This window comes from Flavobacterium cellulosilyticum, assembly GCF_004349355.1.
In the GTDB taxonomy this organism is placed as follows: Bacteria; Bacteroidota; Bacteroidia; order Flavobacteriales; family Flavobacteriaceae; genus Flavobacterium; species Flavobacterium cellulosilyticum.
Map to the genome: position 1 here is coordinate 1 of NZ_SMFK01000019.1, position 22944 is coordinate 22944.

At 32.7% G+C, this 22944-nt stretch carries 18 protein-coding genes; 5 read left to right on the plus strand and 13 right to left on the minus strand.

Annotated features, from left to right (window positions below; genetic code table 11):
• Positions 1 to 263 (plus strand): transposase (locus tag E0F76_RS17440; RefSeq protein WP_165932686.1); only part of this gene is annotated, 263 nt, incomplete at its 5' end.
• 92 nt (positions 264 to 355) lie between these two features.
• Here E0F76_RS17440 and E0F76_RS17445 read toward each other — a convergent pair.
• The 13 genes from E0F76_RS17445 to E0F76_RS17495 form a co-directional block, all read right to left on the minus strand.
• On the minus strand, positions 356 to 1735 hold the full coding sequence (locus E0F76_RS17445; protein WP_132009221.1) for a T9SS type A sorting domain-containing protein: 1380 nt from the start codon (positions 1733 to 1735) through the stop codon (positions 356 to 358).
• A gap of 544 nt (positions 1736 to 2279) precedes the next feature.
• Positions 2280 to 3017, minus strand: coding sequence for a rhamnogalacturonan acetylesterase (locus E0F76_RS17450; RefSeq protein ID WP_132009224.1), 738 nt, complete (start codon positions 3015 to 3017; stop codon positions 2280 to 2282).
• Between the two features lie 29 nt (positions 3018 to 3046).
• Positions 3047 to 4405: a glycoside hydrolase family 28 protein gene (locus E0F76_RS17455; protein ID WP_132009227.1), complete on the minus strand. Its 1359-nt coding sequence runs from the start codon at positions 4403 to 4405 to the stop codon at positions 3047 to 3049.
• Positions 4406 to 4415: 10 nt separating this feature from the next.
• The gene (locus tag E0F76_RS17460; RefSeq protein WP_132009230.1) at positions 4416 to 5855 is read right to left on the minus strand and encodes a Gfo/Idh/MocA family oxidoreductase; all 1440 of its coding nucleotides are present in this window, start codon (positions 5853 to 5855) and stop codon (positions 4416 to 4418) included.
• A gap of 30 nt (positions 5856 to 5885) precedes the next feature.
• Positions 5886 to 7922: a pectate lyase gene (pelA, locus tag E0F76_RS17465; protein ID WP_132009233.1), complete on the minus strand. Its 2037-nt coding sequence runs from the start codon at positions 7920 to 7922 to the stop codon at positions 5886 to 5888.
• A gap of 6 nt (positions 7923 to 7928) precedes the next feature.
• Positions 7929 to 9560, minus strand: coding sequence for a glycoside hydrolase family 43 protein (locus E0F76_RS17470; RefSeq protein WP_132009236.1), 1632 nt, complete (start codon positions 9558 to 9560; stop codon positions 7929 to 7931).
• A 19-nt stretch (positions 9561 to 9579) separates the two neighbouring features.
• Positions 9580 to 10806 carry a glycoside hydrolase family 88/105 protein gene (locus tag E0F76_RS17475; RefSeq protein ID WP_132009239.1) on the minus strand — a complete coding sequence of 409 codons (1227 nt, stop codon included), beginning with the start codon at positions 10804 to 10806 and terminating at the stop codon, positions 9580 to 9582.
• Positions 10807 to 10833: 27 nt separating this feature from the next.
• Positions 10834 to 12051: a glycoside hydrolase family 88/105 protein gene (locus E0F76_RS17480; RefSeq protein ID WP_342773100.1), complete on the minus strand. Its 1218-nt coding sequence runs from the start codon at positions 12049 to 12051 to the stop codon at positions 10834 to 10836.
• Between the two features lie 199 nt (positions 12052 to 12250).
• Positions 12251 to 12469, minus strand: a complete 219-nt coding sequence (locus E0F76_RS19940) for a hypothetical protein (RefSeq protein ID WP_281275299.1) — start codon at positions 12467 to 12469, stop codon at positions 12251 to 12253.
• A gap of 32 nt (positions 12470 to 12501) precedes the next feature.
• Positions 12502 to 12759 carry a DUF4861 family protein gene (locus E0F76_RS19945; RefSeq protein WP_281275298.1) on the minus strand — a complete coding sequence of 86 codons (258 nt, stop codon included), beginning with the start codon at positions 12757 to 12759 and terminating at the stop codon, positions 12502 to 12504.
• A gap of 30 nt (positions 12760 to 12789) precedes the next feature.
• The gene (locus E0F76_RS19795; protein WP_246022105.1) at positions 12790 to 12999 is read right to left on the minus strand and encodes a hypothetical protein; all 210 of its coding nucleotides are present in this window, start codon (positions 12997 to 12999) and stop codon (positions 12790 to 12792) included.
• 80 nt (positions 13000 to 13079) lie between these two features.
• A complete protein-coding gene (locus E0F76_RS17490; RefSeq protein WP_246022106.1) occupies positions 13080 to 13964 on the minus strand; it encodes an alpha/beta hydrolase in 885 nt (294 codons plus the stop codon).
• A 61-nt stretch (positions 13965 to 14025) separates the two neighbouring features.
• Positions 14026 to 15474, minus strand: a complete 1449-nt coding sequence (locus E0F76_RS17495; protein ID WP_132009245.1) for a glycoside hydrolase family 28 protein — start codon at positions 15472 to 15474, stop codon at positions 14026 to 14028.
• A gap of 132 nt (positions 15475 to 15606) precedes the next feature.
• Here E0F76_RS17495 and E0F76_RS17500 point away from each other — a divergent pair, with 132 nt between their 5' ends.
• The 4 genes from E0F76_RS17500 to E0F76_RS19400 all read left to right on the plus strand — a co-directional run bounded on the left by E0F76_RS17500 (position 15607) and on the right by E0F76_RS19400 (position 22750).
• A complete protein-coding gene (locus E0F76_RS17500) occupies positions 15607 to 16638 on the plus strand; it encodes a LacI family DNA-binding transcriptional regulator (RefSeq protein ID WP_132009248.1) in 1032 nt (343 codons plus the stop codon).
• A gap of 435 nt (positions 16639 to 17073) precedes the next feature.
• Positions 17074 to 20340, plus strand: a complete 3267-nt coding sequence (locus E0F76_RS17505) for a SusC/RagA family TonB-linked outer membrane protein (RefSeq protein ID WP_132009251.1) — start codon at positions 17074 to 17076, stop codon at positions 20338 to 20340.
• Positions 20341 to 20447: 107 nt separating this feature from the next.
• A complete protein-coding gene (locus E0F76_RS17510; protein WP_132009253.1) occupies positions 20448 to 22253 on the plus strand; it encodes a RagB/SusD family nutrient uptake outer membrane protein in 1806 nt (601 codons plus the stop codon).
• Between the two features lie 281 nt (positions 22254 to 22534).
• Positions 22535 to 22750 (plus strand): hypothetical protein, encoded by a 216-nt coding sequence (locus E0F76_RS19400; protein WP_165932736.1) that lies wholly within the window; start codon positions 22535 to 22537, stop codon positions 22748 to 22750.
• Positions 22751 to 22944: the final 194 nt, after the last annotated feature.

Below are 22944 nucleotides of genomic sequence, written 5' to 3' on the forward strand. Positions count from 1 at the left end.
AAAAAACTACCGATAAAATTATTGGTTTTGCTAGACTTGCCAAATGGCACGAAAAAGTAAATCAATCAGGGTTCAAGTCTTTCAATACAATATCCCGAACAATAATCAATCATTACCAAACCATATTGAATTATTTTGATAACAGAAGTACAAATGCTTCGGCTGAGTCTTTCAATGCCAAAATAAAAGCATTTAGATCTCAATTCAGAGGGGTTAGAAATATTGAGTTTTTCCTTTTTAGACTAACAAATATTTATGCTTAATTTTTGTCGCTCCACAGGTTTTGGGATTGATCCATTCTATTTTACTACCTATTCTTGCTCATTCTCCTATTTAAATATGCTGTTGTTCAGCATTATTTCTTAATAAATTTCGATGTTGTTGTAGTTTCCCCTAGTTTAAGTTGGCATAAATACAAGCCTTTAGTTAAGTTGGCTACATTAATAGATAATTTCTCAGAAGGATTGATTTTTTTTAAAGAAGAATATACTTTTACTCCTGAAGCAGAAAATAGGGTTATGGTTGCATCTCCTGAAGCCGAATCAGATAGGTCTATATTTAAATTAGAATCAACCGAAGTTGGATAAATAGTTCCGAAATTTCTTTGGTAGTTTTTTGTGCTTAAGTTAGGACAGCTTGTAGAAATAACTCCTGTAGAAGTTACACTCAATGTGGCTCCAGCACCACAATTTATATCTGTAACATATGTAGCTACATCTGTAACAGGAAGAACGGAATAATTATAGGTTGGTTTGGAAACCGTTCCAACATTGGCAGCACCTTTAAGACAACCGTCAAATGCAATACCAACTGTTCCTCCATCGGTACTAATATAGCTTCTATAGACAGTACCAATTTTAGCAAAATCAGTGTTTTCAACATAACAGGTAGTATTTTTTACTCCTCCTCCTAAACCTATGGCTAATGACCCTGAAACATTGGTATTGTAATAACAATTTAGTATATGTAATTCTGCGTTTCTTGCTCTAGGCATTCTTTCTTTGCAGCCATCAGCCCAATAACAGTTTTTAAAAGTAATACTATAACGACCTAATCCAGTATCAGATGAAGGAAAATCGGTACTACTAGAACCTATTAAATCTGTAAATCGATGATCGTTGGATCCACCAGATCCACCAGCTATTGCAGGTTTTAAATAGGTAAACTTACACCATGAAATAGTTGTGTTATCACAAGCTCCTTTATTGTCGAAATTACCATCCATTCCGTCTTGAAACTCGCAATGATCTACCCAAATATCAGTTCCTTCAGAAGTAAGGTTGTCTCTACCATCAACATCGAAAGCACCAGGTCCTTCAAAAATAAGATTTCTAATGATTACGTTTTTTGAACCAGGTTTAATATAAAGAATACCCGAATTTGCAGAAGATGTTGTACAATCACTAGCCGAAGGAGGATTTGAAGTAACGGTTATCTGAACATTTCTAAGTTTTGCTCCTGGTAATCCTATAATGGTTTTATTGTTAAGCGTTACGCTAGTATAGCTACAATCTATTATTCCTGAAACTAAAATTACAGAATTAGCTGTTGTGGTTGCTGTTAATGCAGTTTTTAATTTGGCATAGGTATCAACGGTTACAGTATTAGCCGAAGTTGGAGTTCCGCCACCAGTGGCAGCTGCACCAAATCCTTCAGGATTTTCCATATAATAATTTTGACCTGAAACAGAATTCAGAAATAATACAAAGACTCCAAGTAAAACTATTTTTTTCATTTTTGAAAAATGATTAATTTAATTATTGCGATAAGTGCTTAAATTACATTACTATAACAGTTCAATGTAATCGATTGCAAATATAAATATAATTATTTAGATTAAAAAATATATAGTTCTAATTTTTGAAGTTAAAAATCAGAAAATAAACGAACTTACTATGAAATGAAAGGTATTGATTATGTATTAAAATAAATAAAATAATTTCATTTTGAAAATTTGATAGAATTCGTTTACTACTATTTTTATTTAAAATCATTGTTTTCCGATTAATTCTTTTCTCAATAGATAAAACAGAATAGGTACAGTCCCTACGGGACATTAGGATTGGATTTGCTTGATTTATTTCTACCAATATTTTGCTCTTAACGGAGCTTACCTCGTAGAGGTTAAATATTGGTAGTAATAAAGTTGTAATATGTGATTTGTCCCGTAAGGACTGTACTTTTATAAAGAATTAATTTTATAGGACAATAATGATTTATAATATAATTTTTAAAAAATAAGATGATTTATTTTTCGAATAATAATAAAATTAGAATGTTTAGTTCTTAATATAATTCACTAACTCAAGTTTGGTTTTCATTAATTCGTTTATTGCAATCTTTGCAACTTCTGTTGCTCCCTTGACACAAAGGTGGGTGTCATCTGCTTTGTCTTCTTTGTAATAAGGGATTTCGCCCGCTTTATAATGCAAATGTAATTTTTTTGATTTTTCAGGACCATAGGATTGCTCTAATAATTCCGTATAATATTCCATATCTATAAAGGGAACATTTAATTCTTGTGCAACCAATCGGGCTTCTAGTGTGTAATCGCCATGAGTAGGTATCAAAACGCCAACTTCGTTGAAATTTCTTCGTATTATCGAAGAGAAAATGATTGGAGTTGCTCCTTTTTCTCGTGTTTCAGTTACAAAACGAATCAAGTTATGTCGATAAGCAGTGTGCGGATTGGTGTAACGCAACGAATCTTTTTCTTTGGCATCATTATGTCCAAATTGGATAAATACATAATCACCTGGTTTTAGTTTATTATAAACAGCATCCCATAATTTTTCGTTAATAAAACTTCGGGTGCTTCTTCCATTAACAGCTCTATTGTCGAATTGTATTTTATCACTTAAAAAGAGTGGTACCATTTGTCCCCAACCGCGTTCAGGATTTTCATTGGGATTTACTTTATTAGCCATTGTAGAATCGCCAATGCCGTAGATTGTTGGTTTTTGTGCAAAACAATTTAGGGAGATAAGTAGTACTAGTAAAAATGAAATTCTTTTCATTGTATGTATCATGTTAGTTTTTAAATCATTTATTTCACTGCAGTTGGAATGGTTGCTTTTTCGCCAATTGTAACTTCATTAAAGCTTACATTTTCGGTGTTAGTAATCGTCATTCCGTTTTTTGCTGATTGTATTGTTATGGTATCTAATTTAATGTTTTCCACTTTTTTATTCGGGTAACCTTCAATTACAATTCCAGTATTGGTCGCCAGTTCACAACTAATATTTGAAAAATATATTTCGGAAATTTTTGAAGGATTTAATCCACTGCCTTCTCCATGATAATTGGAAGTAATATAAATGCAATCTTCTACTTTTGCAAAGGCTATATTTGAGAAATAAATATCTTTGATATAGCTTCCTCGATCTGAATTAGTTTTAATGTAAAGTCCTCTTTTTAAATAACCGCTTGCCTTGCAATTGTCTACATAAACGTTGCGTACTCCTGCTGACATTTCGCTTCCAATGACAATGGCATGCAATCCTTTGAATTCACAATTTCGAATCACAATATTTTCTGATGGTGTGTCCGAATTGCTTCGACCTTCGTCATCTCTTCCAGACTTAATAGCAACATTATCATCACCATTGTTGAATTTTACGTTTTCGATTAAAATATCACTAGAATATTCAGGATCTATTCCGTCATTATTGTAGTTATGGGCATCATATTTTACACCTCTTATGGTGATACTTTTGCTTTTTAATAAATGAACACACCAAAAAGGAGCATCTTCTATCTGAACGTCTTCGATTAGAATGTTTTTAGAATTTACAAACTGTATTAGCTGAGGTCGTAAATAATGTCCTTCACCAAAAATTCGCTTTTCGATAGGCACCTTGTTATGGTTCATATCCCGACTAAGTTGTTGGTCTTCCTTTTCTAGCGTTTTCCATTTTATCCAAGAATTTGATGCTTCACCATCAATAATCCCGTTTCCGGTAATAGCAATATTTTCGACATTGTATCCATAAATCATTGGACTGTAATTATACAACATTGTACCTTCCCAACTGGTTAAAACAAGTGGGTAATCTTTTGGATTCGAACCAAATCGGATTTTTGCACCTTCTTCTAAATGTAATCGTACATTGCTTACAAAGTGAATGGGGCCGTTGATAGTATAAGTTCCTTTTGGAACGATAATTGTACCACCATTTCTTCTTTCACAGGCTTTCATTGCTTTGTCGAAAGCGCGTTTGCAATTGGTTACAGAATCACCTTTCGCACCATATTTAACTACAGATATAGCATAATTAGGTATTTTTGGCAAATGGATTCTATTGACAATTTTATTAATTTCAACTTCCTTTTCTTTTTGATTCAGTTGAGCAAAAATACAATTAGAGAAAAGTATAAGGACTATATATAAAAATCCATTTTTCATATTGTTTGAATTAAATATTTTTCCATTTGTTCACTTGTGGCACTAAATCTGTAAGTTCAGCAATTTTAATAGGACGTCCTTCTTCAATACTTTTTCGGGCAGCTATACCAATTAAAACGGCAGTGGAACCATCTCTGACATTGGCAGCATGATGGAATGTAGGATATTCATTTTGACCTCTGAAAATTTCATCAAACATTAATTTATCACCTCCCCAATGCCCGCTTCGAAGATAGGGTAATTCTGTTTTTTTGTAATCTTCAAAATTACGCTGTGAGACAATTTCGTGGTATTTTTGAGTTTCAGTTGCATGCGAAGACTGATTCATTTCAGTACTATGAATATTCGATTGATCTTCATTTTCTTTGCCTCTCCATGGAATTCCTTCCTCGGTTTCTAATCTTCCGTCTTTACCATTAAAAGCAAAACGGTAGCCTTCAAAAGGGGAGTAGGTCGTTAAGGAATAAGTAACTTCTACATTATTGGCATATTTAATTAATACCGACATTTTATCGTAGATGTCTATCTCTTCTCTAAACAAACAATTGTCTCTTAAATAACCGTCATACTTTTCGTTATCAGCATATAATTTCATAGATTCTTCATCCTTGGTCATATCCCAATAAAACGAACACTTGTCCTTGTGGACACAAGGTCTACAATTGGTACCGCGGAAAGAATTGTTTTTACCGTATTTTTCAAGTGCTCCATTAGCATAAACCTCAACTGGGTCTGAACCTATAAACCAATTCAACAAATCAAAATGATGTGCCGATTTATGGAGTAATAAAGTACCTGAGTTTTTTCTTAATCCATGCCAGCGTCTGAAATAATCTGCACCATGATAAGTATTGAGATACCAATGTAAATCAACTGAAATTAATTCACCAATTTCTTTAGATTCGATAACTTCTTTCAGTTTTGTAAATACTTTTCCATATCGATAATTAAACGCCATTATCAATTTTCCTTTCGATTTTTTTTCAGCATCTATAATCATTTGACACTTCGTTTCATCAGTAGTCATGGGCTTTTCGGTAAGAACATCAATGTTTTTAGCCAGACCTTTAATAATAAACTCATGATGTGTAGCATCGACAGTCGTAACGATAAGTAAATCCATAGCTACCGTGTCGAGCATTTTATCGAAATCAGTAAATGTTGGGCAATTCACTCCAATATTTTTTTTGGAATACTTGACTCTGCCTTCATTACTATCGCACAAACCTACAAATTCAACTAAATCACCATATTCTTTCATTAAAAATTTCCCGTACAACGAATTTCCTCGACTTCCGGTTCCTACCATGGCAACTCTTCTTTTACCGCTTTTAGTTTCACCTAAAACACTAGCGAATGCAGAAGTTGAAACCATCGAACCTGCTAATACAACTCCAGTAGATTTAATAAAATCTCTTCTGGTAAATTCCTTAATAATCTTACTTTTCATAAAAAAAATAGTTAAAGTTTATATTGACAATTATTGTTTTTTTTGATTCCAAACCTGACTAGATAAGTTTAAGTCTTCTCCAAGAATATTCTTTGAAGTGTATTTCTTTGCTTCTGATTTTTTTAGTTGATGTGACCAACTGACTCTTTTTTCGGGTTGAAAACCTTCACCACTGCAATTGTATTCCGCATAGAAAGCTGTTTTTTCAGCATCTGATTTAGACCAATTGTCCCAACCTTCTGGTTTGATATGTTTGCCCATTTTACAATTAATGTAAACCGTTTTAGCGTAAATTCGCCAAGGTCTTCCGAGATAAACTTCATTTATACCTTCATCTGCAGTAAGCGTGCAATTTTTAAAAACATAGCCAAATTCAGTGTCTTTAGGTGTCGAAGCAGCTGTTATATAGGAGTTACTTTTATTATGAATAATACAATTTTCGAATAAAGCGGTTGCCTCTCCAAAAATAAAATCGGTTGTGCCTTCGATATAACAATCTTTAAAATAGTTCTTGGCGCCTTCTCCCGATATATAAAGCGTGTCCTGATTTCCTAATAATGAGCAATTACTTATAATAACTCTATTGGCATTTACATTTAATGCTACGGCTTGACCTACTGGGCCAGAGGAGTTTTGTATGGTTAAGTTTTTGACAATACAATCATTTCCTTCAACTAAAACAGTGTAGGTATAAAATGTACTGTTCCTACCTAGGTTAATTTTATTGAAGTAATCATCATAGGTGATGATTGTTTTTTCACGGCTTTCGCCAATTAAAGAAATTTGTGGGTTCCAAGACGGAATTTTTACTTTTTCATAATAGGTTCCGTTTTTAATAAAAATGGTAATTCTTTCTGATGGAAATGCTTTTGATGCATTTATGGCTTCTTGGATACTGGTAAAATCGCCGCTTCCATTTTTGTCAACTACAATATTAAATTCGTCTTTAGGGGCTGAATTCGTTTTTTGAATAACTTTTTCAGTTAGGGTTTCCGTTTTTTTTTTCCAACTTGGATATTCTTTTAAAACCTTTTTGGCACGATCGTTATACCAAGCGTATCCAACTCTACGTTCTTGACCAATTTCAGCATAAGAAGCTTTTTTAATTCCGTCACGATCACAGAAAAAAGGAGTATTGTCTTCAAGGTTCATAAAACGGGCCCACATAGGATCCGCGTTTGGGTCTTTTACGAGAACTTTTTCCTTTTTTGTGCTGTTTTCTATTGGAAAACGATCTTCTCTATAACCCGTAATTTTTGTTTTTTCTAACCATATTACAGCATGATCAACTGCATTGACAATTTCTTTGGATGGATTTTCAATAGACATTAAAAGCAAAACAATATTTACGGACTCTTGTCCGCTTAGAGAAGGTAATTCATACGCTCTGGCCTTTGCGGGCAATAACGTGTTCTCATCGTGCTGTGCACACCAAACGGTAAGTACACCATTTTGTTTGTATTGCGTTTTTAGGATACAATCGATTCCTTTATCAAACGCCAATTGCACTTTTTGAATAGTTTCATTAGATGGTTTTATAGAAAAATAGTCTGTTTTATCTTTGATTTCTTTTAAAACATCAAGAATATTAACCATGGAATCATCATTATAGGTAATATGTGTATAATAGCCTTTTTTTAAAGGATAAAATTGTGGCCACCCTCCATTGTCATATTGGGCTTCTAAAATATAATCTAAACCTAATAGAAATGCTTTTTTATACCTTTCATCAGGTACTTGTCGGTACATTTTTGAAAGGAAAACCATTTCCTGATACGTGGCTCCATTGTCGGTAGTAATATCGTGTAAGTCACTTTTAAGAGCAATCAACTGCTGTTTTTCTGCACTCGAAAGTGGCATTTGCATTTGAATATTTTTAGGCCAACCACCAATATTGCGTTGGTACAGCAAAACATTTTCGGCAATTGCTTTGGCTTCATCTGAAGCAAACCATTCTCCTTCTTTATTTTCAGTGATACTTCTCCAAGATTTATCGTGTACTTGAGCCGAAGTGTGTATTGTTATTAAAATAAACAGGACACCTAGTATTTTTTTAATTGTATTCATTTTTTTTTATTTATTAATTCGAAACCAGTCTATTAAAACATTTCCGGCATCATTAATTACTCCTTTTCTTAATGCTAGGAAACCTATTTTTGCACCAATCCACTTTCCTTCTCTTGCAGTAAAAGGTTCTCCTATTGGATTGAATTTTGTGCCATCTTCGCTATAAAAGAATTTACAAATTCCTCCCTTGGTTACTCTTACTTGTAAATAGAAAGTATTGCTTTTTAACTTCACTGAATCACTTTCTTTTTCAACTCCTTTTTTATCAGCGTCCTTGCAGCTTACTTGCGAAACATACAATTCTCCTGATTTTTGTAGTACTCTTAGGTAGCTGTAATCCAATCCCATGATTAATAAACCTGTTTGTTCCTCATCAAAACGGGCATTAAAAGTCATTTTAGTAGTGGCTGTAAATTCTTCCGCTGGAAATTTTTGCAATAACAAATTCCCCACATCCCATAAATTTGTGGCTTCTTTTGGCATAGGTTGACAATACAGGGTATAATAACCCATTGTAGATGGGAATCCCCAATATACTTGTTTGTTAGCATGCCATTGCCATTGTAAACCTAGACTTGGACTATTGAATTCATCACTTTCAGGTGGTGTTTCAATAGATAATTTTTTATTACCAACATTCGGTTTTTTATAATTCAAAACAGGTTCACCTATTCCGTTTCCATCTTGGTCTGTTCCCATTATTGGCCAGTCATTTACCCATTTCATAGGTTGCAGATGAACGATTCTTCCGTAAGCTCCTCTGTCTTGAAAATGAAAAAACCAATCTTCACCCGTTTGAGTTGTTACCCAGGCTCCTTGATGTGGACCGTTAATAGTTGTTTTTCCTTGTTCTAATACTTTTCTTTTTTCATAAGGACCATAAATGTTTTTAGAACGCATTACTGTTTGCCAACCAATAGGAACGCCTCCTGCTGGTGCAAAAACATAATAGTATCCATTTCTTTTGTATAATTTAGGACCTTCGATAGTAGTTTCGCCTTCATGACCGTCAATTATTATAACATCATCACTATTGGCTAGAGTTCCTTCTGAGTTCATAGTGCAAATAGCCAAAAGACTTTTTATTCCTGCTCTGCTTCCTGCAAATGCATATCCGAGATATACTTTACCATCATCATCCCAAAGAGGAGAAGGATCTATTAATCCTTTTCCTTCTTTTACTAAAATTGGTTCTGACCAAGTTGCTTTTGGGTCTTTGGTTTTAACCATATATATTCCGTAATCTGGATCTGGATAATAAATATAAAATTCATTATTGTGATAGCGAATGCAAGGAGCCCAAACACCATTTCCGTGTCCTGGTTTGTCATACACATCAAAAGGAGGTTGTTTTTGTAATGCATAATTGATCAACTCCCAATTGATCATATCTTTTGAATGTAGAATAGGTAAACCCGGAACAGCATTAAAAGAAGATGAAGTCATATAATAGTCATCACCGACTCTAATTACATCTGGGTCAGAATAATCAGCAAAGAGAATAGGGTTTTTATATGTACCATCACCATTGTCTGCAACCCAGACTTGGGAACGATAGCTATTATTCGATACTTGTCCTATTACACTTTGAAGTGCTATACAACATAAAATAAGTGAAATTATTTTTATAAATTTCATTTGAATTATAGTTTTGTTTTTATTTATTTAACTCTAAAGCAGCCAATATAAACGGTCCTGTTGCTTTAGGATCATTGTCTTTTTTTCTTTCATTTACATAATATTCATAAGAACCATCTCTATACGGATTCCCTCCAAGACCAGCTACAGCACATGCTTGAGTAATAATTACAGAACCATCAGCTTCAACTTTTACTAATTTAGACGTCATTGCATCAAATGTTTTAGCTGCAATTGCTTTGTATTTAGAAGGCAAATATCCTTTGTTGGCACCTTTTGCGAAGGTATAAGCAAACATGGCTGAACCTGATGCTTCAAGATAATTTCCATCTCTAGTTCCCATATCTGGGACTTGATACCAAAGTCCTGATTTGTCTTGTACTTTTACTAAAGCAACTGCTAAATCATTAAGATATTCAACTAATTCCTTCTGTTTTGGATGGTCTTTTGGCATATAGTCTAATACATCTACAAGCGCCATTGCATACCAACCTAGAGATCTAGACCAGAAATTGGGAGATTTTCCGGTTTCTTTGTTTGCCCATGGCATTTTTTTACTTTCATCCCAAGCGTGGTATAACAAGCCTGTTTTAGGGTCTTTGTCATTGTTATTTATAAGTTCAAATTGTTTGGCGATATCATCAAAACTTTTTCCATTTTCAAAAACTTGAGTATACTGAGCATAAAATGGCTCTCCCATATACAAACCATCTAACCACATTTGGTTTGGATATATTTTTTTGTGCCAGAAACCGCCACTTGGCGTTCTAGGTTGTTCTTCAATTTGTTTGCGTAACAATTGCATGGCGAGTAAATATTTTTTATCTTTTGTAGTGTCGTATATATTAAATAGTAGACGTCCAGCTACAATCATATCAATATTGTAATTATTAAATTTATAACTATCAATAGAACCATCCTCTTTTACTAAAGTATTTACATAATCCGTAACGTAATTGTTGTATTTGGCATCTTTTGTTTTAGCGTATAATTCTTCAAATGAATGCAAAACAAGTCCGTGAACATAATCCCAATTTGGCGCTTTGGAATCGTCAATCATGTAAGATTTATCATGCTTTTTCATCAATGTCAAAGCCATTCTTTCCGACCATTTTAGGTTTGATGAAATTGGATTTTTTGAATCGGTAGTAGTAACCGTTTTTTGCGCTGTAGTTTTGCAACCTAATACTGCAAATGTTAGCAAAAGCGTTAGAGTTTTGAAAAGGTTTAATTTTTTGTTTATCATAATTTTGGTTTTAATAGTATTAATTTATTATTTATTTAATTCAATTGCAGCTAAAAGAAATGCTCCCAAGCCATGAGAATTGTCTACTTTTATTTTTTCATTTATATAGTATTCAAAAGAGCCATCTCTATAAGGGATACCACCTAAGCCAGCACTTGCACAAACTTGTGTAATATGCATTTGACCATCGTCATCTATTTTTATTAGGTTTTTAATTATACCATCGAATCCTTTAGTAGCAGTCAATTCAAAATTTGAGGGCAAATATCCTTTATGAACTCCTTTTGCCAGTGCATAAACCAGCATTGATGAACCGGAAGCTTCTAAATAATTTCCTTTTCTAGTTCCTAAATCTGGAACTTGGTACCATAAACCTGATTGGTCTTGGTATTTACTAACTGCTGTAGCCAATTGATTCAAATAGAGTACTAATTCTTTTTGTTTTGGATGGTTTTTTGGAAAATAATCTAATACATCTACTAAAGCCATTCCATACCAACCTAAAGCTCTTAACCAAATATGTGGTGCAGTTCCGGTTCGTTTATCAGCCCATGGCATTTGTTTGCTCTCGTCCCATGCATGAAAATATAAGCCTGTTTTTTTGTCAAATGCATGTTGATGAAGAAGTTCAAATTGAAGTGCGACATCATTTAATTTTTCGTTGTTTTCAAATTCAGCTGTATAGCGAGCATAAAAAGGTTCTCCCATATACAATCCATCTAACCACATCTGATTAGGATAGATTTTTTTGTGCCAAAAGCCTCCTGATGGCGTTCTTGGGTGATCGTCAAATTGTCTTCTTAATGTTTTTAATGCAATTAGATATTTTTGACTTTTTGTGGTATCGTATAAATTAAAAAGTATTTTTCCGGCATTAATAAAATCGATATTGTGATCTTGCGGATCAAATTTTTTAAAAGCTCCTTTGTCATCAATCAAAACATCGGCATATCCTTTTATATATTCGTAATATTTAGGGTTTTTAGTCGTATGGTAAAGCTTTTCAAAAGCGGTTAAAATCATACCAATTTTATAATCCCATTTGGGTTCTGCATGATCATCAATTTGCCAAGCTTCTGGATATTTTTTCATAATAGAAAAAGCCATCCGTTCCGACCATTTTTGGGTTACTTGAGTGTCATTACTATTTTTTAATGCAGCAATTTGCATTTGCGCATTACCATTGTAATTAAAAAACAGTAAAACACAGCAGCATATTTGCCATTTCTTTAAGTTGCTTTTCATTGTATTATATTTTTCCTTTTTTGTTTAAATCGGATAATTTTTGATTGAGATAAGTAATAAAATCTTCCTTCGTTTTTATCCCTTGTTTTTCTTTTTCCTATGGAATTAAAAAGTAATATACTATAGGTTTTATACTTGGTTTGAAAATCAATAAATGGTCATCTGTTCCTTCTACACTGCTTTCAATCGTTGTAGTTTCCTAAAAAACTGCTAAACCTAAATTATCTGAAAACACAGATTGTAGTCCGTAAGTAGCAATATAGGCACATTTTTCGTTGGTGCTTTCTTTAGTAATTAACGGAAGCTTTTGCAATTTTACAATTCCAATACAAATTCCATCGATATCTTTAGAAGGTGCAATAGTGTTTTGTAAATACCGCTCCTCTGGATCTACTTTGAGGTTTGATTTTAAATCAATTTTATCATTTACTGTTTTCCATCCAAAATAATTTACAGATACATCCGATTGGTTTTTTTATTTTGCACATTAACTAAATTAGAATCAACCTTGTTAAAATGTAAAACTTCCATATTTACATATCGTCCAATTGAACCAATTCCCATAGCTTTTCCTGCTTTTAGAATATCAGATTCCCAAACACATTTTTCATGATATGAATCAAATCCATCAAGTCCAACTTTTGGAAGGACGATTGTACCAGCGTATTTACCAAAAATGTCAATTGCATTTCTCCAATCTAAATACAAACGATACGCAATATGTTTGTTTTCGAAACCTCATCCTTCATAACGAATATCAAAGGAATGATCGGTATGTTCTGGAGCCAATTTTAAAGTAGTAACATTTTTAAAAGTTCCGCCAATGTATTTTCGGCCATCCCATTTGTCTCCTTCTTTCATAGAAATTTCGTCATAAGCACCCGAATTGGTTGATGATTTTGTTATATTTTGTGATTGGCAAGATATAAATCCAAGAAGGGCGACCATAGCGATTAAATTAGATATTTCATTTTATAAAATGAATTTATTTTTTAGTTTTTAAATGTTTTATTAAGAAATTGTTCTGTCTACACTATCGTTTCATCAAACCAAGGATTAAAAAACCAAAAGGAATGGGGTGAATCTGAAATTGTTTTGACCTCACTATATATATTATTTTTATTTAAAATAGCAATCATATCCTCTCTACCTGCATGAAATCGAGTAATGCTACTGTTTATATATAGAATAGGAGGAGTATTTTTATCCGTATGATGTAATGGGGAGGCTTTTTCCCAAACATCTGGTATTTCTTCGTAACCTCCACCAAGCCAATATCCTGCTACAACTCCTTCTATTGATTCGGGATGTTTAAAGGCTAAAATTCCATCAATGTCTATGATGGCATTTACAGCAGCAGAAATTTTATTATTCTGTTTGTTGTTTTCTTCATGATCAGAATTGCCATTCGTGGTTCCAATTAGAGCAGCCATTTGACCACCTGATGAACAACCTAAAACCGCCACTTTGGAACTGTCTACATTATATTCCCGTGCTTTTTTTTTGATAAACTGTATCGCATTTTTGACATCGTGAATGGCAGCTGGGTATTGCGATTCACCAGAAAGCCGAAATTCTATATTGAAACACGAATATCCCTTTGAAGCAAGTTCTTTAGAAAAATATTCCATTTGAGACTTGTTGCCAGAACTCCAGCCTCCCCCATGAATAATAACATCAGCTGGATTTCTCTCTTTATTATTTTTATAATATGCATCCAAATAAAGTTTTCGTTCTTTACTATTTTTATAAACGATTTCTTTTATTTCAATAACATTTTCATAGTTTCTTGGAGCTACATAACTAATAAAAGGATAGTTTTTTTTTATTTTTTTGTAAACACTTTTTAGATTGTATGTAGTATCAAGAGGAAATGTCTCTTGCGTAAAACCAACGTTAGAAAATGATATCAAAAAAAAACTATTTTTTTCATATATAGATTCTCGAATTATAATTTTTTTTCAATATACTTTGCTATTCTGCTTTTGGGCTTTCAATTTTTTTTCCATTAATGTAGGTTTCGATCAAATTTAAACCTGTTAGATTTTCTATTGAATACTCTTTATCAGCTTTTTCAATAACTACATTTTTTAGATTTACATTTTTTATTGGAGATTCAGCATATCCTTTGGCTAATATTCCAAATTTACCCGCATTTTTTACTTTTATATTTTCAAGGTATATGTTTTGAATTTGTGGAATAAATGTACCTGGTTTTGCTCCATATACTTCATAAAACATGTTCAATTTTAGTAGTGTTTCTTTTACTTGACCAACTTCTAGATTTCTAACATAGACATTTTCAATTAATCCACCTCGGTTCGAATTTGTTTTAATTCGAATGGCTCTTTCTAAATTAGGACTGTCCATTACACAGTTTTCAACATAAACATTACTAACTCCTCCTGAAATTTCGCTGCCAATAACAACCCCTCCATGACCATCAATCATTTTGCAATCTTGAACTATAATGTTTTCACTTTTCATTGCAACCCGTCTTCCATCGGCATCTCTACCCGATTTAATTGCAATACAATCGTCACCTGTATTAAAAGTACAATTTTTAATGAGTACATTTTTAGAATATTCAGGGTCACAACCATCATTATTTGGACCATGGCTTTGTACGGTAACTCCATCAACTATCACATTTGTAGATTTGATAGGATGAATAACCCAAAAAGGAGCATTTGTAATTGTAACATCTTGTATAAGAACCTTGTTGCATTCAAAAAACTCAACAAAACTAGGTCTTAAATAATGACCTTCGCCAAAAACTCTTTTATCTACTGGCAGTCCTTCTTCAGCCATTTCCACTAGTCGAATTCGATTTTCAGGGTCTTTCTGACTTGGAGCACCTTTTACAAAACCGTATTGAGAACCAGAAGACCAAGGCCACCAATTTTTATTACTGCCTTGACCATTTAGAATACCTTTGCCTGTAATTGCAACATTGGTTTTTTTATAAGCGTATACTAAAGGAGAATAATTCATCAATTCGGTTCCTTCAAAAGAGGTATGAACTAAAGGAAGGTAATCTTTTGGGTTTACACTAAAAATAATTTCAGCTCCTTCTTCAAGATGTAAATTCACATTGTTTTCAAGATGAATAGCTCCGGATAAATATTTGCCTTTAGGAATTAATACCATTCCACCACCATTTTTAGTACAAGCTTCAATGGCTTTTTTTATGACAAGTGTATTATCAAAAATTCCGTTTGATATTGCACCATATTTAATTATGTTATATTTTTTTGCATGGAAATTGGTTTTTTTAATACCACAAACTATAGCTTCTTTTTGTTTCCAATATTTTTTAGTATCCAGATCTTTCTGTGCATTGGCAGTTGTAGAAATAAAAAGAGCAACAAGTAGGAATTTAATTATATTCTTTGTTTTAAATTTTTTTCGTAATGAAGACATAACTATATTTTTTGAAGTTTGAAATTAAAAGTAGACAATCGATTACGCAAACATACAAATAAAATATTAAATTCATTAAATATTTGATTTATTTACTATAGATTTACCAAAATTTTTCACACACATTTTAATATGACACGTAGAACCACAATTTATGATATTGCAAAAGAGCTCGGTATTACTGCAGCTTCAGTTTCAAGAGCTTTAAATAATAATCCAAAAATTAGTGAAAGTACTCGTAAACTGGTAATGGAGACTGCTGCTAAAATGAATTATAAACAAAATAAATTAGCCTTAGCATTACGTAGTGGAAAGAGTTTTAATGTGGGTGTTATTGTTCCTCGTATTGATAGTAATTTTTTTGCATCGGTTATTAGAGGAATTGAGGAAGAATTAAATGAACATCAATATAATGTTATTATTTGTCAATCTCACGAAAACGAAAAGAGAGAAGGGGAAAGTATCAATACCTTGTTAAATGCTCAAGTTGATGGAATTTTAATGTCAGTTTCTAATGTAAATTCAGATAATAGTAATTTGTTAAAAAGGATTATAGAAAAAAATGTTCCTTTGATCTTTTTTGATAGAAAGAAGAATATCGAAGGAGTCAGTTCAGTTACTATAAACGATTTTGATGTTTCATATGAAGCTACCGTACATTTAATAAAACAGGGCTGTTCTCGTATTGCTCATTTTATGGGAAATCAAACATTGGAAATATTTGAAAACCGTTTCAAAGGGTATAAAAAAGCATTAGAAGATAATGGAATCGCATTTAATCAAGATTATGTGATTCAAACCAAGAGTGTTTTAGAAGATGGTAAAAGAGCTGTTGATGAGCTCTTTAGTTTAGAAAGCCCACCTGACGCCATTTTTTCCTCCAGTGATTTTACTGCTTTAGGAGCAATAAAACAATTGAAAATGAAAGGTATTAAAGTCCCAAAAGATTTTTGTGTAGTAGGTTTTGGAGACGAACCATTTACCAAATTTATGGAACTTTCAATGACTTCAGTAGATCAAGCCCCCTTAGAAATGGGAAAAATGGCTGCCAAAGTTTTTTTAGAACAAATCAACAACAAGGATAACATAAAAATAGAAAAGAAAGTAGTTCTAAAATCTCAATTACTAATTAGAGATTCCTCTTCAAGAAATATTATTTTATAAAAATTACTATTCTTATAAAATAGTGTTTTTTCTATATACTTAATAAGGGTTTGACTAACACTATACGGTTCGAATATTTGTTGTTTTTAATCAACGCATGAGAATCTTTCTAAAAATACTATTTTATTTTGTTGAAATGTAAATATTTTTATAATTTCCATTCTTTTCTCTCTGTCATTTTCTTATTTATTTCTTCTATTATAGCTTAAACTATTATTATATGTTTAGTGCAAACATGTATTTATCATAAGTTTTACATTAATTTACAAATAAAATACGAAATGTGTTTTTTTTATCTTTTTGTTTTTTTTATATTGAAATTAATTCATAAGTTTGCGTAATCGATTGCCTAATATTGTTTTCTTGAAATTTTTCAAATAAATTATTAGTGTATAATAAATTAAAATAGAATTCAAACCAACTAAAATTTAAACCATGATTGCAAAACAAGTATTTAAAAAAAGCAAAAGATTGAGCTTTGTTATTATGCTCTTTCTTAGCTTATTTATGATTAATGAAATGAATGCTCAAACAAAACCTTCCATAAGTGGTGTTGTCTTGGATGAAGTTGGAATGCCAATTCCAGGAGCTAATGTTGTAGAAAGAGGAACGAAAAATTCTACAAGTACTGATATTGACGGTAAATACACGATTCGTGTTGTTAGTCCTAAAAGCGAGTTGGTTTTTAGCTATATTGGATATGAGAATTTAACTCAATTAGTAGGACAAAAAAAGTCGATTAATGTGTCATTAAAAAGCGCTACTTCTAAATTAGATGAAGTTGTAGTGATTGGTTATGGTACTTCTAAAAGATCCGATTTAACGGGTTCTGTTGCTACTATTTCAGGTGCCGATCTTAAAAAAGTACCTGTAGCTAATATTGCTGAAACATTAACTGGACGTATAGCTGGAGTACAAGTTACTTCATCAGAAGGTTCTCCTGATTCAGAAATCAAAATTAGAGTAAGAGGTGGTGGGTCTTTGACTCAAGACAGTTCACCTTTGATTATTGTAGATGGATTTCCTGTGAACAGTATGAATGATGTTTCGCCATCTGATGTTGAAAACATTACGATATTGAAAGATGCGTCTTCAACAGCAATATATGGTTCTAGAGGAGCCTATGGTGTTATTATAATTACTACTAAAAGTGGTAAAAATAATAAGGTTGCTGTGAGTTATAATGTGTTTTATGGTACTAAAAATATAGCTAAATATATAGATGTGCTCAATCCACAAGATTTTGCAAAATGGCAATACGAATACGCTTTGCTTTCTAGTAATCCAAAGGGATCTACAACATCTTATGACAAATATTTTGGACCATGGCAAAGTTACGCTGGGGTTGAGGCAACTAATTGGCAAAAAGAAATTTATGGACTAAAAGGTACTGCTCAAAGTCATGATTTAGGTGTTAGAGGTGGGACCGATAAATTGAGTTATAATTTTAATTATGCGCTTTATGATGAAACTGCTATTATGGTAGGTTCTAATTATAAAAGGAATAATTTGTCTCTAAATTTGAAGAATAAAACAAGTGATAAAGTTGACCTTGGTTTTACCATTAGATACTCTAATACGCAAATTGGTGGGTCAGGAGCTAATGAACAAAAAGAGATATCTACAGCAGATTCCCGTTTGAAACATGTTGTGGGTTATTCTCCTATTGACTTACCAGGTTTGACTACTGACGATACTGATGAAGCAGTTTCGAGTTATTTAGTAAATCCATTTGTAGCTGTAGCGGATAATGATCGCAAACAAATTAGAACAAATTTTAATATGTTAGGTAGTTTTTCTTGGAAGATTATAAATAACATGCAGTTTAAATCTGACTTTGGTTTGGATGTTTATAATAGTTTGGATTATCGTTTTTACGGACGTTCTACTTATTATGCTAGTAACATTCCACTTGCAGTAAATCAAGGTTCACCATCGCTTGTAATGAGTGATGAAAAAGAAAAACGTTTTAGAAATGCAAATACTATAAATTATGATTTAAAAGGATTATTAGGGAAAGATCATAATTTTAAATTCCTTTTAGGAGAAGAGATGATTGATTATCAAAGTAATACTGTAACTAGTGCTATACAAGGGTATCCAAAAACTTTTAGTTTTGAGAAAGCAATGAATCTTACTACTCAAGGTATACCACAATCAATAGATAACAACTACAGTCCAGATGATAAATTACTTTCCTTTTTTGGCCGTGTAAATTATGACTTCAAAAACCGTTATTTATTTACAGCTACCTACCGTGCAGATGGTTCAAGTAAATTTTTGGGTGATAATCGTTGGGGCTATTTCCCATCGGCTGCTGTAGCTTGGAAAATTAATGAAGAAAACTTTATGAAGAATGCTTCATGGTTGAATGCACTTAAAATGAGGTTAAGTTATGGTCAGGCTGGAAATAATAATATACCAACGGGTCAAATCATTCAAACATTTCAATCTTCAAATTCAGCTTGGATTAACAATGTTTCAAATTATTGGGCTGCTTCAAAAACAATGGCAAATCCAGATTTAAAATGGGAAACAACCATAACGCAAAATTTAGGAATCGATTTTAGTGTTTTGAAAAATCGTTTAAGTGGTACTGTGGACTTGTATAAAAACGTTACTAGTGACTTATTGATTAATTTTCCTGTAAGTGGTAGTGGATATGATTCCCAATACAGAAATATGGGAGCAAATCAAAATAAGGGTCTTGAACTAAGTTTTAATGCTGTTGCAATTGATAAAGAAGATTATGGATTGAGTTTTAATTTTAATATTGGCTTCAATAAAAGCAATATTAATTCATTGGGAATCATGGACAACTTTGGTTGGTCAAGTACATGGAATTCTACTATGTTACCAACAAATGATTATGCCGTCAATGTAGGTCAGCCACTGGGAATGATGGTGGGTTTCAAAAACGATGGCAGGTATGAAGTTTCAGATTTTACCTATAATACTACAACAGGAGCTTATACATTGAAACCTTATTTCCTTGCTGATGGTGTGACCAAAAATCCTGAAGGTGTAGTTAGTAATTCCACTTTAATTGGAACTGTTGCTCCAGGATCTATGAAATTAAAAGATATTAATAACGATGGTATTGTTAACGCAAAAGATGTTTCAATTATAGGAAATTCAAATCCGAAACATACAGGAGGTTTAGTGATCAATGCAAATGTGCATCAATTTGATTTTATGGCTGCTTTCAACTGGAGTTATGGTAATGATGTGTATAATGCCAATAAAATAGAATTTAGTACTACTGCATCATCACCAAACGGTCAATATAGAAATCTGAGCACAGTGATGGCTGATGGTCAAAGATGGACTAATCTAGATCCTGTTTCAGGTACATTAGTAACAGATCCAACTGCTTTACAGGCATTAAATGCGACTACTACAATGTGGTCCCCTAAAATGGATCGTTTCATAGTTAGTGACTGGGCAATGGAAGATGCTTCTTTCTTAAGATTAAACACTTTTACAATTGGTTATACTGCACCGGATTCTTTTGTTTCTAAATTAGGTATTTCAAAATTGAGATTTTATCAAACAATGAGTAATGTATTTACACTAACTAACTATTCAGGGCCAGATCCTGAAGTTTCAACAAGAAGAAAAACTCCGCTTACTCCTGGTGTAGATTCTTCAGCTTATCCACGTAGTAGGCAAGTTGTTTTTGGTTTAAACCTTACTTTTTAATTAAATAATATATATTAAGATGAAATGAGCATAAACTAAAATGGTATCAATAACCAATATTAAATGCGAATTTCATCTGACTATTAAAAAACAATAAAAATCAACAGATGAAAAAAATAATAATAATTTCAGGATTAATTCTATCAGGATTTCTTACTTCGTGTCAAGATTCGATAGATAATTTTTTAGAAGCACCCACAAAATCAACTTTGGATGAATCTATTATATTTTCTACTCCAAGTTTAGCTAAAGGAGCTATAGACGGAATTAAGATTCCCTTTGCGGAAACCAATTCCTATAGAGGTCGTTTTTTACCTTATTATGGTTTGAATACGGATATAGAATGGTTTAATAATTCACAAAATGATGATGCTAAATCACAACTTTGTACCTATAGTGCTACAGCAAATAATACCGAAATGAATACCCCAAACAACGCCTGGGCTATGATGTATTCTGGAATTGAACGTGCCAATATTTGTGTACGTGGTTTACGTGCTTTTGGAAATCCAACTCCAGGTTCTGAACTAGGTCAATTATTAGGAGAAGCGCTTACTTTAAGAGCTATTTACTATGCTGATTTATTGAAATCATGGGGTGATATACCGATGCGTTTTGACCCTATTACGAATGCAACAATATATTTGCCAAAAACAAATCGTGATGAAATTTACAAACAACTGATAAAAGATTTAGGTGAAGCTGCTACATTAGTTGCTTGGCCAAAAGCAACTCCTGCAACAGCAACTGTTGAAAGAATAAACAAAGCTTTTGTAAAAGGTTTTCGTGCTCGTTTGGCATTGGTAGCGAGTGGTTTTCAGCAATATCCTGATGGAGTTAGAAAAAGTACAGATCCTGAACTTTCAGTAGATAAAATGTATAAGTTAGCGCTTAGCGAATGTCGTGAAGTAATCACAAGTGGTACGGCTAAATTAGAGCCTACATTTGAAGGATTATGGAGAAAATACAATCAAGAGGATATTAATGCAGGTGGAGAATCACTATGGGAACTTCCTTTTGCTGATGGTCGTGGTAGAATGTTGTTTACTTTTGCAGTAAAACATACTTCAAATGATCAGTTTCATGCTAATGGAGCGAATAGAGGTGGAACATCAGGTCCACTTCCTACAGTATTTTATGATTACGATCAATCCGATATGCGTAGAGATGTAACTTGTGTGCCGTATATGTATGGTGCAGCAGTTTCTGGAATTGCTAAACAAACTTTAACTAAAGATAAATCAGAAATATGGTATTTTGGTAAATACCGTTATGAATGGATGAAACGTTTTGTAACCTCTACAAATGATGATGGTGTAAACAAAATGTACATGCGTTACGCAGAAGTGCTTATGATAGCTGCTGAAACAGCGAATGAAATAGAAGGACCAGCTGCTGCTGCACCCTACTTAAAAGAAATTCGTAAAAGAGCCTTTTCTACTGCCTCTCAAGCGGTAAAAGTGGATGCGTATGTAAATGCTATTACTTCAAAACAAGCCATGTTTAATGCGATTGTTGAAGAACATAAATATGAGTTTACAGGAGAAATGGAGCGTAAACAAGCCCTTATTCGTTGGAATTTATTGAAAACCAAATTAGACGATGCAAAATCTAAAATGACTCGTTTCCAACAACGTACTGGAGAATATGCCACTGTACCGACCACCTTGTATTTCAAATACAACACTGATAATGTTTCTTTAATTATTTATGGTTTAAATCGTGGGGAAATTACAGATCCAGGAGTTGGATATACATCACTTAGTTGGGCATGGGTAGGTGCGACTGCAGAAGCTAAATCCAATTCTCTATATAAAGCAGGAGCTAATCCGGATGCAAGACAGTTTTGGCCAATATGGCAAGTTTTCATTGAAAGTAGTAACAATAAATTAGTTAACGATTATGGTTATTAATAGTAAGTACCAATTTAAAGGTAGATTTATTATTAAACTATATTAAATACTAAGATTAGGAGATGACATTATTAACTATTTTGCATCTCCTTTTTTTTTGTTTACAATTAATTGTTAATCTGTTTTTTTATTATTAGAAAACACAAAATACCGATGGTGGAAATGGTTTCATAACAGGTGGAAGTGATACGAAAGATTTAAAACACAATGCACTTTATACAAATTGTATTGCAGCAGGGAATGCCGCCAAAGGTTTTGACCACCACAGTAACAGAGGAGAAGTGACATTATACAATTGTTCTTCTTATTTAAATGCAGTGAATTACTCTTTTGGAACTACCATTCCTTTAGGGAAATTAATTGTTAAAAACAGCAACACTTTGGGTGTCTTTGGACTAACATCTGCTACGATAGTCGATATGACGAACATAGTTGGCAAGACGGAATGGTGGTTTCGGAAGCTGATTTTAAAAGTATCGATTATTTGGAATTGTTAGCTCCAAGAAAAGCCGATGGGAGTTTGCCGGATGTTACCTTTTTTCATTTAAATAGTGGTAGCAAATTAATTGATAAGGGTATCAATGTAGGATGCCTTTTAATGTTGCTGCTCCAGATATAGGAGCTTTTGAAAACTAATATACAATTCTCATATATAAAAACGATTGCATTTATTTAGGCAATCAAATACTTA